The organism is Paenibacillus sp. AD87 (assembly GCF_001659845.1).
Taxonomy (GTDB): Bacteria; Bacillota; Bacilli; order Paenibacillales; family Paenibacillaceae; genus Paenibacillus; species Paenibacillus marchantiae.
In genome coordinates this window covers 92,299-108,598 of record NZ_LXQN01000022.1, presented here as the reverse complement: position 1 = coordinate 108,598, position 16,300 = coordinate 92,299, and the positions used below count along the sequence as shown (strand labels likewise).

Genomic DNA, 16,300 nt, shown 5'->3' with positions numbered 1-16,300 from the left:
ATAAAAAATTTGGTGTGGAGGGAATGCTTCGAATGAGGAAATCATTTAAGCAGGTCGTTTCCGGGTTACTCGCAGCGGCTCTGCTTCTTCCGGGCGGCTTGATAGCTCCGGCAGTTAGCGCTGCAGATCTAGTGGCAACTAATTCACAAATTGTGTATCAGGAAACATTCCAGAATGGTCAAGGCAAGGCAAGTCAATCAGGCGGTGCCCAGCTGGACGCTGTAACAGGCAAGCCGTTTGAAGGCAATGATGATGGAGCGGCTCTACAAGTTAGTAACCGTTCTAATAACTGGGATGGCGTGGACCTCGCTTTTGATGACCTTGGTTTGTCAGTTGGCAAAGAGTATTCTGTAACCGCTTCCGTATATGTCGATACTGATGATAACCCACCTGCAGACGGGAAAGCCGTTCTGGAAATTGTAAGCAATAAGGGCGTTGCTGGATCTGAGGCATACACTGGAATTAGCTCTGCTGACTTTAAAGCAGGACAAGACATTACGCTATCCGCCGATCTCTCCGTTAACAGTGTGGAGAATACAGCTCTGCGAATCAAGTCTGATGAAGCAGGTAAGGGTGTCTCTTTCTATATCGGGAATATCACGATCACCCAGACAGTAACACCTGTCGAACCCACGGTAGTCCTTAACCAAAGCTTTGAAGACGGCAGTACCGATGGATGGGGCAAGCTGGGTTGGGGATCGAGCGGGGATACTGCGGTCGTTGATAACTTAGCCTCCGAAGGTACGAAATCTCTGAAGTTCTTCAACCGGGCCGATGAGAAGGCCGTTCCTGCCCTCGTACTTACGGGCAAGATGAAATCCGACCGTAAGTACGATATTTCTCTCAAGGTTAGACTCGGTTCGGGTGAAGGCCAGTTCCATCTGGCTTCCAAAATAAATTCTGAAATATTAGCCGATGATCAGAAGTATCCTTGGATTATAGGCAACAAGCTTGTAACCGCTTCTGACTGGACACTCTTAGAAACCAAAGGCTACGAAATCCCTTCCAAAACGAATGAGGTCATCATCTATGTTGAACCATCAGACAATACGTTAACCTCGGATATTTACATTGATGAAGTCATTATCACCGATGTAACCCCTGATCAAACCGCGCCGGAAAATGTAGATAAAACGGGCATCTCTGCAGACTTTGAGAATGGTCTGGATGGATTCAAAGCACGAAATGGCCGTGAAACGGTAGTCCTTTCCGAAGACGATAATCATACATCTGGCGGCAAGCAAAGCTTGCTTGTGACGACTACGACACAATATGATGCAGCCTTGGTTGATGCTACTGGAAAAATGGCAAAGAATCATGAATACGAGCTCTCCGCTTGGGTGAAAATGGCACCTGGCCAGGCACCTACAACCCTTCGAATTAGTGTTCAATATGCTGACAGCGGCTTTGCGAACGTTTCATCAAATGCAACCGTTACCGATCAGGAGTGGGTTCACTTAACGGGTAAGTATACGCTCATCACTACTCCAAGCGTACTTAATGCTTACATTGAAACAGCAAACAATGACGGCGGCAACCGTACCTTCTTCTTGGATGACTTTACTCTAAAATATGTGGGACCCATAGCTGCTGCACCTCCGATCCAAGAAAATCTACCTAATCTCAAGGATATTTACGAGGATGATTTCCTGATCGGGAACATAGTTAATCCGTCTACCTTTGACGAGACTCGGCTCAAGCTTCTGAAGAAACATCACAATGTCGTTACGTTTGAGAATGACATGAAGCCAGATTATGCATATGACACGAACAGACAATTTGATTTCACCGCAGAAGATGCTCTAGTCCAAAGAGTAAAGGATGCGGGCCTAGATTTGCACGGTCACGTGCTCGTATGGCATGCGCAATCACCTACTTGGCTTTATACGGCAGCAAACGGCGAACCTTTAAGTCGTGAAGAAGCTCTGACGAACCTAAGAACACATGTTAAAACGGTCGTTGAGCATTTTGGTGACCAAGTCATTTCCTGGGATGTTGTCAACGAAGCCATGAACGATAACCCGGCTAATCCGGAAGACTGGAAAAATGCATTGCGTAATTCAGGCTGGCTACAGGCCATCGGCCCTGACTTTCTTGAGGAGGCATTCGTTGCAGCCAAAGAAGTCATTGATGAAAACGGCTGGGATATCAAGCTTTACTACAATGATTACAACGATGACAACCAAAATAAAGCTACAGCCATCTACAGCATGGTGAAAGAGCTCAATGAGAATTACGCCGCAAATCACCCTGGCGAGAAACTGATTGATGGCATCGGCATGCAAGCCCACTACAATTTGGGCACGAGATTGGACAATGTCAAGATGTCGCTCGAACGTTTCATTTCTTTGGGAGTAGAAGTCAGTGTCACCGAGTTGGACATTATGGCAGGTACCAATTCTACAATTACTGAAAAAGAAGCAAAGCAGCAGGCCTATCTGTATGCCCAATTTATGGATCTCTATAAGAAGAACAGCGAGCATATTCCACGTGTCACCTTCTGGGGATTAAATGACAGCACCAGCTGGAGAGCCGAGCAGAATCCTACCTTGTTTGATAAGAATTTTCAAGCAAAAGAGGCGTTCTACGCGGTGGTTGATCCGCAAAAGTACATGACGGAAAATCCGCCTGAAGAGCTTGAATACAAGCGCTCAAGCGCTTATTATGGGACACCAGCTATTGATGGCTCCGTAGACAGCATATGGAGCAAAGCTCCTGAATTGAAACTGGATACAAAGCAAATGGCATGGTCAGGTGCAACAGGAACAGCAAAAGCACTCTGGGATGACGACAATCTCTATGTATTGGTTCAAGTCAGAGATGATCAACTGAACAAGTCCAACCCGAATGTATGGGAGCAGGATTCCGTTGAAGTATTCGTCGATGAAAACAACGGGAAAACAGCTAACTTCCAAGACGATGATGGACAATACAGAGTGAACTTCGAGAACGCAGCTTCCTTTAATCCGGCGGAAATCGCTGCAGGCTTCGAATCCAAAGTCTCTGTTTCCGGTACCAACTACATCGTTGAAATGAAGATTCCGTTCAAAAAGGTTAAGCCTGCGAACAATGCCAAAATTGGCTTTGATGCGCAGATCAATGATGCCAAAGACGGCAACAGAATCAGCGTGAACGCATGGAACGATCCATCCGGTCAAGGTTACCAAGATACGTCCGTATTCGGTGAATTGACGCTCACGGGCAAACCTTCTTCTGGCGGAAACAATGGCGGGGGCAACAACGGTGGCGGCAATAACAGCGAGGGGAACAATGGCGGCAGTGGCGGATCGAACTCCGGGACTACTTCGCAGCCCCAGCCTCAACCACAGCTTCCAAGCGACGACTCGGTAATTGTGCCGGTAATTAAAGTCGAAAATGGAACAGCCACAGCAACCATTTCAAGCGACAGCCTGAATAAAGCGATTGAAAAAGCTTCTCCAGGTGCAAATGGCAAGAAGCAGGTTACCATCGACGTGCCGAAGCAAGCAAATGCACAATCCTATGTTGTGCAACTGCCGACTTCCAGCCTGCAAAGCAACAATAATGTTGAGTTTGTGCTTAAGACGGAGAATGCAACACTTCGAATTCCGTCCAATATGTTTTCTAATATTACGGAGCAAGCCGATCAAGTCTCTATTCAGATTAACAAAGTCTCAGCAGATCTTCTGGGCGCAGATGTTCGCGCTATTGTGGGCAGCCGTCCGGTGATCGATCTAAGCGTAAAAGCTGGTGACCGACTAATTGCCTGGAACAATCCTGCGGCGCCTGTAACGGTATCTGTTCCGTACACGCCTGCTGCACAGGAGCTTGTTAATGCACATCAAATCGTGATTCTTTACATTGACAATCAAGGCAATGCAACAGCCGTGCCAAGCGGACGCTATGATGCTAAAACCGGTTCGATGGTGTTCAAAACAACTCATTTCAGCACTTATGCAGTAGCCTACGTAACCAAGACTTTTGCCGATGTGCAAAATGTCCTGTGGGCAAAACAAGCAGTCGAAGCGATGGCTGCACGCGATATTATTAAAGGAATCTCTGATGACGGCTTCGCTCCTGCAACTTCCATCACGAGGGCCGACTTTATCACCTTGCTTGTCAGAGCACTTGAGTTGAAGGGGTCGGGCACGAACACAGCAGCCTTCAGCGATGTACAGCCAACTGCTCACTATGCACAGGCTGTGGCCATTGCCAAAGAACTTGGAATTGCTTCTGGATTCGAAGACAACACATTCAGACCAGATAGCAGCATTTCCCGTCAAGATATGATGGTTCTTACGGCGAAAGCATTAAAGGCAGCAGGTAAGCAATCTGCCGGCAACGGAAATCTGGCTCCTTATTCCGATGCTGCAAGCATTTCCACGTACGCGATGGATAGTGTAACTTCCCTCGTAGGAAACGGAATCGTCAACGGCAAAGATGGCAAAATTGCGCCAGGCGAACCATTGACCCGTGCTGAAGCAGCGGTGATTCTGTACCGCATCTGGAACACGTAAAGTGTAATTAAACCAGCTAAAAAAAAAGACTACCCCCGTATAATCCACACGGGGGTAGTTCTACTATTTCATATCGAAGTAAAAAAACTCGTACATCACTCTGCAGAAAAATGAACAACTGCACTATATAACATCTTATTGCGAAGCGGGTCGAACGTCACTTGATGCTGAATCTGCTTCACCCGAAGCAGCAATGCCTTGTTCATTCCGATTCGGTCTTCGATTGCCCGTTCCAGTTCATTGAAGTCATAAGCCTGCAAGCATTCGACTTTGTCTTTGATAATATCCAGCGTAATTTCCATGTTTGATTCAGGCCTCCTCCATGTCACGATTTGCAGGTACAAAAGCCTGCCGAACTTTTATTGTAGAGGAGCTTGTCCGGTTCGGCAAGAGCGAACAAAGCGAATCATTAGAACGATGGAGACGGTCTGATCTCTATACTGGGGGCCAAAACGAGAAGATAAAGTTATGCTTCAAATAATCACTAATAAACCCGTGCTGAAAATCAACTAAAGACGTGGTAAAATTGGTGGAGTGATAAATGGAGAAAAGGAAAACTCGAACCCATACGGCCATTAGCAAAGGGGGGCATCGCCCCTCTTTTTTATGCGAGTCTATTGAAGAGTACGCTTCTCTTCGGGGTAGGATCTATTCACCTTGATGTCATTAACAGATACTGATATTTGAACGAAGTTACATTTGCATGGTATAAGTGAAGAAGAAAGCAAGGACATCAAAGTGTATATTGCAACGAATCTGCTAATGTAAATGATACGATTGCAGATGTATGGCTTACGATTTTTACTATTAATGAGGACAAAGGCTGTCCTGGTATATATAGAGGAGTTTCTAATATGAAAGAAAATTTTTGGCATGATTTGCCACGACCTTTTTTTATACTGGCACCGATGGAAGATGTGACAGATGTTGTGTTTCGGCATGTCGTTAGTGAGGCGGGCAGACCGGATGTGTTTTTTACGGAGTTTGCGAATACAGAGAGTTACTGTCACCCGGAGGGGAACAAAAGTGTCCGCGGGCGGTTGACGTTTACCGAAGATGAACAGCCGATTGTGGCACATATTTGGGGAGACAAGCCGGAGTTCTTCCGCGAGATGAGCATCGGGATGGCGAAAGAAGGTTTCAAAGGCATCGATATTAATATGGGCTGTCCTGTCGCCAATGTGGCGGAGAATGGAAAAGGAAGTGGTCTGATCTGCCGTCCTGCACTTGCCGCGGATATCATTCAGGCGGCCAAAGCCGGTGGCTTGCCCGTCAGTGTCAAAACTCGCCTCGGGTTCACCGAGGTGGAAGAATGGCGCGACTGGTTAACTCATATTTTGCAGCAAGATATTGTGAACCTGTCCATTCATCTGCGTACAAGAGAGGAAATGAGTAAGGTCGATGCTCACTGGGAACTGATTCCGGAAATTAAGAAACTTCGGGATGAGATTGCACCTAATACGCTGCTAACCATTAATGGAGATATCCCTGACCGTGCGACCGGACTCAAACTCGCCGAGCAGTACGGTGTGGATGGCATTATGATTGGACGAGGCATTTTCCATAATCCGTTTGCTTTTGAAAAGGAGTCAAGGGAGCATACCACAGAGGAGTTCCTTCATTTGCTGCGGCTGCACCTGGACCTGCATGATCAATATTCAGAGCTCGATTCGCGTTCGTTCAGCCCGCTGGCCCGCTTTTTCAAAATCTACGTCCGTGGATTCCGCGGGGCAAGTGAACTCAGAAACAGCTTGATGAACGCCAAAACAACGACTAGAGTACGGGAATTGCTCGATGAATTCGACAGCATGGAGCATGGTGGGGCAGAGGAAAATGAATAGAATACAGGAGGTCACATGTCCTGGAGTAAATTGAAGCAGCAACTGGAGAGTTTCCTTAGTCCCGCGTTGGTTGGTCGGGTCGAATACCGGGCGACGAGCTACCGCTATTCACCTGATAAATCAGGGAATTGTTACATTACCGTAGATAAAAAGAACGTACTCAATATGAATGACATCACTGGCTTAATCCGATGGTATCAGACGGAGCAGGAGATCAAGAACGACCCGGATGTCCTGATTCCTGTAAGTCATGAAGAGATTGAAGCCGTCAGAAAAGATACCAAAGGGACCGTTCCAGAGGATCGTCTTCAAGTCATAGCAAGAAGCAGAAAAAGTTCAGGACATGCCAAAGAGCTCCTTTCAGCGCAGGCCGTATTAAGTAAATCTAATTTTACCGTTGTAGCTACGACGTTTCTATCTACTTCGATAGAGGATAATCTGGAGAGCAACGATATCTTGTTGAATGTTCTGGCTTTGATAGACAGACGAGTTGGTAAAAAGCGAATCCTAAATATGTCCGAGCAGATAAAGTTAAAGCATCCAGCTGTGCAGTATTTTTATGAATTAAGGCGTAGTACGTTGTAAAAATTTAATGAATCTCAATGACGGAGTACCCTGTGTCAAGGGTGGTCCTACTGAACATTAGCTTAACAAGAGAAGATATGATCAAGTAGACTTCAACCTTCGAAATGTTGGAAAGTCTACTTTTTTTTGTTCGATTTTTTTCTGCTATAGCTTTTAACTATAACTAGTTATGGCATTTAAGTATCTCAGCCAACCTCGTTCTGCATGATATGATAATAGTATACAACGAGGGGGTTTTTGACATGACTGATAAGTTCCAGATCGTAGGTAGTTTGTTGCGTCCTGATGAGCTGCTGACATATAAAACGCAAATTGAACATCGTGATGATATCAAATATCCATTCTATGAGAGTTTTGAAGGTTATGAAAAATGCGAGACTGAGGCTATCAAACAAGTGGTGAAAAAGGAAATCGAGCATGACCTGTCAATCATTACAGATGGAGAGTTCTCCAAATCGATGTGGCATCTGGATTTTGTGTGGGGCTTTGGTGGAGTTGAGCGTTATATTGCAGACCATGGCTATTTTTTCCGTGATGTGGATGGCTCTTCAAAATATGAAACACGTAAAGATATTGGCCTGCGCATAACGGGCGAATTGAGCGGTAAAAATCATCATTTCATTCAACTGTTTAAACAACTGCAAGACACGGCGGGTGACCAGCAAACGAAACTTTGCGTTCCATCGCCATCCCATATTTTTGGTGAACTCTCCTGGTCCGATAATATCGGCGGTACGGACGCTGTTTATCAGAATATTCAGGAGCTCAAAGCGGGTCTTGTGAAGGCGTATAAGGAATTTGTGGAAGAATTCGCTGCGGTGGGCGGCAAAATCCTGCAAATGGATGACTGTTTGTGGGAGCTGTTTGCAGACGACAACCCGAACTCTCCGTTTACAGGGGAGCATATTAATCAAGAGGAAGTACAGGGTCTCGCTACCGAATTTATTGATATTAACAATACAGTGATTGACTTCGGTCATAGCCTGGGCTTGAAAATGTGGACACATAATTGCCGCGGCAACTATGATTCTCGCAACATGGGTGGTGGATCTTACGCGAAAATCGCTAACCTGTTCCTGAAGCAATTGAAATATGATCGTTTCTTCCTGGAGTGGGATGATGATCGTGCGGGTTCTATCGAAGCCCTGGAGGTTTTCAAGGACAGACCTGAAACGGAAATCGTATTAGGGTTGTTGTCATCTAAGACCAATACACTTGATGATGAAGAGCGCGTAATCCGTCTGCTTGATGAAGCTTCCAAGATTATCGATAAGGATCGTCTGTTGCTTTCGCACCAATGCGGCTTTGCATCCTGCGATGGCGGTAACGAGCTAAGCGAAGCCGAACAATGGGCCAAAATCGTTCAAGGACAGAAGATTGCCAAGCAATACTGGGGCAATTAATTCAATATGCAACTCATTTAGATAAAAGGGATGATTCGTAGGGCTACAAATGGTATCAGCCCCTCATGGTAGACAGTGAAAAAGAGTACATTTTACAATGAACTCAAAAACTGGATACCGGAGGGGATTTTTGTTATGTCAGCGAGGACAGAAGCCGTTTGTCTGAGGGTGGAAGAAGGTAGGGCGTACAGTCGGATCATGTAGAAGTTTGGATTAAGAGCTAAAGCCAGATTATCACATGGGTTTGTAAAAGCCAAAACGGAGAGAGTTTTGAGGATTACCGGGGACGCTGGAAGAAGAAACATTTTAGGTATCAACCGACTCCGTCCTTATTTCGGCTACAAACGTATGAGAGCCGCTTTAGCAAAGAAGGCCTTGTAGTGAATCACAGGAAGGAACACCACTTAATGAGAGAACTTCAGATCTGTCTTGTGATTCGCAAGAATATGAAGCCAATTAGAGGAATTTACCTTAATGAATGAAAAGTGATGTTCAAACACTATGATATTTTATAAATTTTTCATATGGGGTGGGCGATAATGTTTGTGCGGGCATCTATTGAGAATTTTTTTATTATAATGTCAGTCTTTTTTGATAGTTTATTACTTCGGTTTAATCAACAACGAAATTTACAACACGTTATAAGATTCTGTGTTCATTTTTTATTTAACGCTATTATTTCATCGGTACTTGGAGTTACAGGTTCGTTTCTTGGATTATGTGTCCTCTCATTATTTATAAAAACAGAGTACTTATTTACTGGAATTACTCTTCTCACACCTTCAATTTTTTTATTTGTCTGTTTTACAGGAGTCGTTTTACTAAACTTCCGAAATGAATCTTTTAGTTTACCTGGAGTTTTATATGTGATGTATGTATCAATTGTTATTTCAAGACCGAGAAGAGAGCTCATTCGTGGGGCCATTTACTTTTTAACTATTTGTATTTCTCTATGCATTATCCTATTTATAGCAATAGCATATATTTTTGCAAAAGGTGGATATGAACTTACCAATCATTCAATTAACAAGCTTAGTATTTATTCGATTTCTGCTTCATTTATTATAACTTCGTTTTTGTTTAGTTACGGAACAGCTAATGAATTAATAAGAACATATCGTCAGTTTGTATTATGGCTTATGATACTTGGGGGAGTTACCGTTTTCAGTGCGTATCAAATAAACCTCACACTGTCCACAGCGTCAACCCCAAACGCTGTGACAGTCGCATCAATTGTTTTTGGTCTTATTTTGACTATGCCGACAGTTGCTGATAAAGGTTTCAGGCTGTTTGAATTATTTTCTCAATATTTTGCTGAACCAATAATGGAACATTGGAATGAGTGTTTTCGAAGATATTCTATTGATTCCTTGTTGAATGCTCTACATAGGAAAAAGAGGGAATTTCTCCTCGAACTAAGTATTATCATATTAGACTGGAGAATAGGAGGGAGATGGCATTACATTAGGGCCATCTGTGGTGGGATCATTTCCTCATTATTCATGTGGTGGTATTTACAAAATATCCATAATAGCAATCAGTTTTTCAAGACCTATATTGATCTTCTTTGGCGGGGATTGGTTGATTTTGTTAACGGCGATAAAAAGGTTGCAGAAGATTTAATAGCGATTGGACTAACTTTTCTCTTGCTTATATATACATTTGTTTCTTTAATAAGGACTTACTCACAATCTACATGGAAACGAAGGTATTATTCAGCCGGTGCTGTGATTATTTTCTTTACAGTTTTTTTGGTTTTATTATCTTCCCATACTCCAATACTTGAAAATGTAATAATGAAATGGGTAGTCTTATTTTTACTACCTAGTTGGATTTTAATTGGTTCTATAGTGGAAAATGTATTTAGAATATATAGATGGATGAGAAACTAGTGATCTTAAATGCCGAATTAATGCAATAGATCATTTCCCGTTTCAGGATGCTGTGAAGCACTTCAACAATATACAGGCATTGTCATAACAGTTTCCACGCCTGCTCATACTGGCTTTTATCCCATACTCGTTGAGTTTGTTGAAGGTATTCCTTGGAAGCGTACTGTGCTCCACGATCCGTGTGGTGAATGTGTCCGATTTCGGGCTTTTTTGCAGCATATGCCTGGTTTAATGCATCCATCACCAGATCCGTAGTCATCCGATCACTAAGTTTCCAGCCCACAATTTGTTTGGTGTACAAATCCAAAATACTGGCCAAGTTACAGTATGCCCTTTATTGACCTTGCCGAAGTGAATAGGCTGTTAGAGCAACACCGGAAAGAAATTGCCGAGCTTGAAGCTAAGATTAATGAGCAGTTGAAATTATTGGGGATTCAAATGTGAGAAAAGACGAAAAAGAGTCAAGAATAATCTTTCTTGATTCTTTTTGTCTTTCTCTCTTCTCAAACGAAAGTTTAATTTTTTCCTGGTCGGATAATATCGGCGGTACTGACGCTGTTTATCAGAATATTCAGGAGCTCAAAGCGGGTCTTGTGAAAGCTTATAAGGAATTTGTGGAAGAATTCGCTGCGGTGGGCGGCAAAATCCTGCAAATGGATGACTGTTTGTGGGAGCTGTTTGCAGACGACAACCCGAACTCTCCGTTTACAGGGGAGCATATTAATCAAGAGGAAGTACAGGGTCTCGCTACCGAATTTATTGATATTAACAATACAGTGATTGACTTCGGTCATAGCCTGGGCTTGAAAATGTGGACACATAATTGCCGCGGCAACTATGATTCTCGCAACATGGGTGGTGGATCTTACGCGAAAATCGCTAACCTGTTCCTGAAGCAATTGAAATATGATCGTTTCTTCCTGGAGTGGGATGATGATCGTGCGGGTTCTATCGAAGCCCTGGAGGTTTTCAAGGACAGACCTGAAACGGAAATCGTATTAGGGTTGTTGTCATCTAAGACCAATACACTTGATGATGAAGAGCGCGTAATTCGTCTGCTTGACGAAGCTTCCAAGATTATCGATAAGGATCGTCTGTTGCTTTCGCACCAATGCGGCTTTGCATCCTGCGATGGCGGTAACGAGCTAAGCGAAGCCGAACAATGGGCCAAAATCGTTCAAGGTCAAAAGATTGCCAAGCAATACTGGGAAAACTAATTTCGAATAGCAACATCTTGAGCTAAAAGGGATGCCTCGTAGGGCCAGAAATGGACCTGCGAGGCATCTCTATTTTTTATATATCTTTTCTCTCCCAAATAACGTAGTTTCTTGCTTAAGGTTGCAGGACTATACTCGAATAGCATAACTAAGTGCAGCCTCACAGGATGTATCTGGACCGCCATTGTATTGCGCGATAAGTGGCTCTTTCTCAGATCGGTGATTAAGACACTGTAGGAGAGAAACGGAGTAGATTACGTTTTATAGAGTAACTCATGTTAGTCGTTCCAAATTTTGATATCATAGGGGTGGACGCTAATCACTCGACATATGTGGAGTTGTTAGCATTATTGGTGAGGTGAGAGGATGGGAAAGATCGAGCTTGTATTAATCAAACCTGGAAAGACGTTTACGAATTATCGACATTTGATCATTACGGAAGCAACAGAAGTATGCATTCTTAATATCATTAAAGGCCGATTATATCCTGATAAGAAGACGATGAATCCGACGTACGAACCCTATCCTACCAAGCAGGAAACCGTTGATCGGCTGAATGAATTGGCTAGTGAACTGAGAACTAAAGGTTTTGTGGAAGCGCAGAGAGAGGTCTTGTTTCAGATCCCGGGAAAAGAAATATATGTGTATGACAAAGCGAAGTGGCATTATGAGGGAGACTTTCCGAAAGAGCTGGACATCGCTCAAGCCTATGTTCCAACAGGGATGTTCATCACTTGGTTAATCAAAAACGATATGATCGGCAAACAAAGCTGTAAAAACGACGCATCGGATATCGAGCTTGTGAAACGAAATGAAATGACGGGTGCTCAGTTCTATCGCAAGAACTGGGATGGTGTGTTGAGCTCAAAGGAAATGTCGGAGGAAGCGGATGTCTTTGCTCGCGAATATCTGGATATCCATAACGACCTATACACGGCTGTTGATTTCACTAACACATTGGCAGCTGGATTGCCAACGGTCTACCATGTGCAAGACTCCAATGAGAACTATCATATCATTGAGCCAATTATTACTGAACGTTATTGGGAATGGAAAAGTCGTCAAAGACTGTAAACCAAGGATAGTAACAAGGAAAATAAATTATCAGTAATGGGCCAATGCTCTTCAGAGTAGTGGTTATTTGTGTACATACCCTATGTTGGAATGGGAGTAAATATAGTGGAATCTGGATGTATAGCGTGACAACAGGCTGTGATACAATGAAAATGAAATTGTTGTACGGATCATCTCGCAAGTGGTATTCCCTCTAAACGATAAATTAGAAATATATATGTCCTATAAAAAAGGAGTTATGCACAATGAATTTGGAAGAGGTTATGCAGGAGCTAGAAGCGCTCGGGAAAGAACGAACAAAGAAAATATATATGTCCAATGGCGCACACGAGCCGCTTTTTGGAGTAGCAACCGGGGCGATGAAACCCATTGCGAAGAAAATAAAAAAGGATCAACCTTTGGCTGAGCTGCTTTACGCTACGGGGAACTATGATGCCATGTACTTTGCTGGCGTGATTGCCAATCCCCAAGCAATGACCGAAGCTGATTTTGACCGTTGGATCGATGCCGCTTATTTTTACATGATCTCTGACTTCATCGTTGCCGTCACGTTGGCGGAGACGGATATTGCTCAAGCGGTTTCGGACAAGTGGATTGCGAGCGGGGATGATTTGAAAATGTCTGCAGGCTGGAGCTGTTATTGCTGGTTACTCGGTAGCCGGAAAGATAGCGAATTCTCCGAAAACAAGCTGAGAGATATGCTTCAACAGGTTGAACAGACCATTCACGAATCTCCGGAACGAACGAAATATTCGATGAACAACTTCCTGTACACCGTCGCGACATCCTATCAACCGCTGCACGATCAGGCAGTGGAGACAGCCCAGGCCGTAGGACCTGTTGAAGTCAACAAGGACAAACCTAAGAGCAATTTCCTGCAAGCTTCCGAAAATATTCAAAAGGCAGTTGAAAAAGGGCGAACTGGATTCAAGCGTAAATATGTAAGGTGCTGATGCTTTCGCCTTATCGTCAGTTTTGGCATAGAGAACGTCCGAATCTGCGAATTGAAATCCACAATCACCATGTTATAATAAGGACAGAAACAGCTTATAATGCAAAGAGAGCCGTGCGCTAACACGACTCTCTGATGCAATAGCCGCTTTTAAGGGCGGTGGGCTTAACAAGCAGGGTACCGACTAAATAGACCGCATCCCTTAGCCAGAGGGCGGTCTATTTGTCTTTATTGGACAGCAGCGCTACAATCAGCAAACCGTTGGCATGATAATTCCCCAGTACAGTGTATCGAAAAGAGCGTTACGGCGGCTAGTATGAAGCATTATTTAGTTGAAAACAAATAAGAGAAAACACGCCATTTATAGGCGTGTTTTTTGTGCTTACTGCTGAATAACAAAAATTAAACAGCATCAAAGTTACGCATTTTATAAGGGCCCGGAGCGTTTACTTTTTAATTACTTCTAACCATTTCTTTGGCTTGCTGCCTGCCCGCCGCGAGAAAGCTGTCGCTTAGTTCAGGATCATTAACAGAGCGTGCAAGAACAAGTGAGCCGACTAATGTACTAAACAGTGCACGACTTGTTGATACATCCATATCTGCCAGGTCGGAGATAAAAGTAACCATCCTGTCCAGTTCATGAGTGAATACCTGCCGAACTTCTTCGGAGGAGCGAGATATTTCGCCGGAAAGGGCAGGGAATATACAGCTCATTTCCGTTTTGTCGCGGTGGTAGGGACTGAGATAATAATCAATGACTGTATTGATTTTTGGATTTTGCTCTTCCTGATCCGCGACTTTCTGAAGAAGTGCGATGGTATCGCTGATGGCATATTCGCAGGCTTCGGCGACCAACTGTTCCTTGTTGTCAAAGTGCGAATAGAACCCTCCATGAGTCAATCCGGCACCCTTCATAATGAACGGTACACTGACGTCCTGGATACCGTTGGTGCGAAAAGCCCGAGCAGCACTCTCAACAATTTTACCTCGTACTTTTATTTTATGGCCTTTGGGATAGGGCATTATCATTCACTCCATAACTTCATCATTCTATAGCAATTGAACTAAAGAATATTTACACCTTGCACTCCGATGACAGAACAACCTTCTGATCGCTGTTATCCCCAGATTTTTTGAATCCCTTTCTCAAAAGGGGGAATCCGGTGATAAAGGCGAACGCTTCGCTTCCTCAGGTAATTTCTGTCCTCTCCGTTCTCGTGTAAATTTGTAGTTCAATTTTTATACTTTTAAAATATTATAGTCATCATAATAAAGCCTGTCAATTTGGCGACTGGATGTCTGTTGATTTACAAAAGGGCCAAATACGGTTGTTGACTGTCTCAAAATATGATGGTTATAATATATTACGATCATCATATTTTAAATCGGCTTCAAATCGGGAGGTATCAGGATATGAGTAAACTTGAATTTGTAGATACGTTAGTTATTGGATCAGGTCCGGGAGGATACGTGGCGGCGCTTCGTTCTTCGCAACTGGGGATGAAGACGGCAATTGTTGAACGTAAACAGCTCGGCGGGGTCTGCACGCATGTGGGTTGCATACCATCCAAAGCATTAATTGCGGAATCACATCGCTATGAATTGTTTAGACCGTTCAATCAAGTTGATGCGGCAGAGACATTTAAGATTACTCAGGATTTTAAACAGAGGGTTGTGAATAAACAGGCAGGTGGCGTCCACTATTTATTGAAGACTGCGGGTGTGACCATTCTCGAAGGAGAGGCCAGTCTGGTGGATGAGCACACAGCGATGATTCAGCAAGCTGGACAGGAGCAAAGCATTTCTTTTAAAAACCTCATACTGGCAACGGGATCTCGTCCAATTGAGCTGCCAGCATTTCCAGTTGGAGGTCGTATCTTATCTTCCACAGAAGCACTGTCTCTGCAGGAGGTTCCGAGTAGTCTGGTTGTGATCGGCGGAGGGTATATTGGTGTGGAACTTGGACAGATGTATGCCAAATTCGGAACAAAGGTAACGATTCTGGAGGGTGGAGCACAAGTATTGCCCGGATTCGAGGCGGAACTTGCAGCACCTGTAGTCAAACAATTGAAGGCGGATGGCATCCACATCGTAACCGGAGCGATTGCTGAAAAGGTGGAGCAGAAGGCTGATTCCATTACACTGCATTATTCGAAAAATCAAGAGCAGCACCAAGTCACGGCGGAATATGTATTGGTCACAATCGGCAGGAAACCCAATACAGACGGCCAGTTAGGACTGGAACGCATAGGTGTGTCCGTAACGAACAAGGGACTGATTGAGACGGATGAACAGTGCAGGACGGTTATTCCGCACATTTATGCCATTGGAGATATTACGGCTGGTCCGGCACTCGCTCACAAGGCCTCCTATGAAGCAAAAGTAGCAGCAGAGGCCATTGCGGGTCTTACCTCCAAAGTGGATTACAAGGTGATCCCGCTTGTTGTCTTTTCGGAACCGGAGCTATCCAGTGTTGGAGTAAGTGAGACGGAAGCCAAAGCACAGGCTATTCCGGTGGTTATCGGAAAATCTTCTTTTGGGATCAACGGAAGAGCATTGGCATTAAGGGAAACCGAAGGATTTGTAAAAATTGTGGCTGACCCAACCTCGGGAATTGTCATTGGTGCGCAAATCGTTGGCGTGGAGGCGTCCACACTGATATCGGAGCTCGCACTTGCAATTGAGATGGGTGCAACCGTAGAGGATCTGGCCATGACGATTCACCCTCATCCCACGTTGGGAGAAGTGATTATGGAGGCTTCCGAGAACACGGTCACCAAAATGAAAAAGCAAAAATAGTCAGCAAATTTAACCATACACGAGGATTGGGAATGGGAGAG

Annotated in this window: 11 protein-coding genes and 1 pseudogene; 9 read left to right on the top strand and 3 right to left on the bottom strand. The window is 44.1% G+C overall.

Annotated features, from left to right (window positions below; genetic code table 11):
* Positions 1-32: 32 nt before the first annotated feature.
* Positions 33-4,496 carry an endo-1,4-beta-xylanase gene (locus tag gpAD87_RS28705; protein WP_064642242.1) on the top strand — a complete coding sequence of 1,488 codons (4,464 nt, stop codon included), beginning with the start codon at positions 33-35 and terminating at the stop codon, positions 4,494-4,496.
* Between the two features lie 95 nt (positions 4,497-4,591).
* Here gpAD87_RS28705 and gpAD87_RS28700 read toward each other — a convergent pair whose 3' ends face one another.
* Positions 4,592-4,798, bottom strand: a complete 207-nt coding sequence (locus gpAD87_RS28700) for a DUF2536 family protein (RefSeq protein WP_064642240.1) — start codon at positions 4,796-4,798, stop codon at positions 4,592-4,594.
* 552 nt (positions 4,799-5,350) lie between these two features.
* Between gpAD87_RS28700 and gpAD87_RS28695 the strand changes: the two genes are divergently transcribed.
* The 4 genes from gpAD87_RS28695 to gpAD87_RS28680 all read left to right on the top strand — a co-directional run bounded on the left by gpAD87_RS28695 (position 5,351) and on the right by gpAD87_RS28680 (position 10,217).
* On the top strand, positions 5,351-6,337 hold the full coding sequence (locus gpAD87_RS28695) for a tRNA dihydrouridine synthase (protein WP_064642238.1): 987 nt from the start codon (positions 5,351-5,353) through the stop codon (positions 6,335-6,337).
* Positions 6,338-6,352: 15 nt separating this feature from the next.
* The gene (locus tag gpAD87_RS28690; RefSeq protein WP_064642236.1) at positions 6,353-6,922 is read left to right on the top strand and encodes an SF0329 family protein; all 570 of its coding nucleotides are present in this window, start codon (positions 6,353-6,355) and stop codon (positions 6,920-6,922) included.
* A 242-nt stretch (positions 6,923-7,164) separates the two neighbouring features.
* Positions 7,165-8,325, top strand: a complete 1,161-nt coding sequence (locus gpAD87_RS28685) for a cobalamin-independent methionine synthase II family protein (protein ID WP_064642233.1) — start codon at positions 7,165-7,167, stop codon at positions 8,323-8,325.
* Positions 8,326-8,864: 539 nt separating this feature from the next.
* Positions 8,865-10,217: a hypothetical protein gene (locus tag gpAD87_RS28680; RefSeq protein WP_157258599.1), complete on the top strand. Its 1,353-nt coding sequence runs from the start codon at positions 8,865-8,867 to the stop codon at positions 10,215-10,217.
* An 82-nt stretch (positions 10,218-10,299) separates the two neighbouring features.
* On the opposite strand, the gene gpAD87_RS28675 is transcribed toward gpAD87_RS28680, so the two are convergent.
* Positions 10,300-10,536: a DDE-type integrase/transposase/recombinase gene (locus tag gpAD87_RS28675; protein ID WP_064642230.1), complete on the bottom strand. Its 237-nt coding sequence runs from the start codon at positions 10,534-10,536 to the stop codon at positions 10,300-10,302.
* A gap of 205 nt (positions 10,537-10,741) precedes the next feature.
* Between gpAD87_RS28675 and gpAD87_RS28670 the strand changes: the two are divergent.
* From gpAD87_RS28670 to gpAD87_RS28660, 3 genes and pseudogenes are all read left to right on the top strand, one after another.
* Positions 10,742-11,434 (top strand): annotated as a pseudogene (locus gpAD87_RS28670) (5-methyltetrahydropteroyltriglutamate--homocysteine methyltransferase); the annotation flags it as partial.
* 366 nt (positions 11,435-11,800) lie between these two features.
* Positions 11,801-12,508 carry a DUF7832 domain-containing protein gene (locus gpAD87_RS28665; RefSeq protein ID WP_064642228.1) on the top strand — a complete coding sequence of 236 codons (708 nt, stop codon included), beginning with the start codon at positions 11,801-11,803 and terminating at the stop codon, positions 12,506-12,508.
* Between the two features lie 245 nt (positions 12,509-12,753).
* The gene (locus tag gpAD87_RS28660; RefSeq protein WP_064642226.1) at positions 12,754-13,461 is read left to right on the top strand and encodes a DNA alkylation repair protein; all 708 of its coding nucleotides are present in this window, start codon (positions 12,754-12,756) and stop codon (positions 13,459-13,461) included.
* 452 nt (positions 13,462-13,913) lie between these two features.
* On the opposite strand, the gene gpAD87_RS28655 is transcribed toward gpAD87_RS28660, so the two are convergent.
* Positions 13,914-14,483 (bottom strand): TetR/AcrR family transcriptional regulator, encoded by a 570-nt coding sequence (locus tag gpAD87_RS28655; protein WP_064642224.1) that lies wholly within the window; start codon positions 14,481-14,483, stop codon positions 13,914-13,916.
* A 390-nt stretch (positions 14,484-14,873) separates the two neighbouring features.
* Between gpAD87_RS28655 and lpdA the strand changes: the two genes are divergently transcribed.
* Positions 14,874-16,259: a dihydrolipoyl dehydrogenase gene (gene lpdA / locus gpAD87_RS28650; RefSeq protein ID WP_064642222.1), complete on the top strand. Its 1,386-nt coding sequence runs from the start codon at positions 14,874-14,876 to the stop codon at positions 16,257-16,259.
* Positions 16,260-16,300 lie beyond the last annotated feature (41 nt).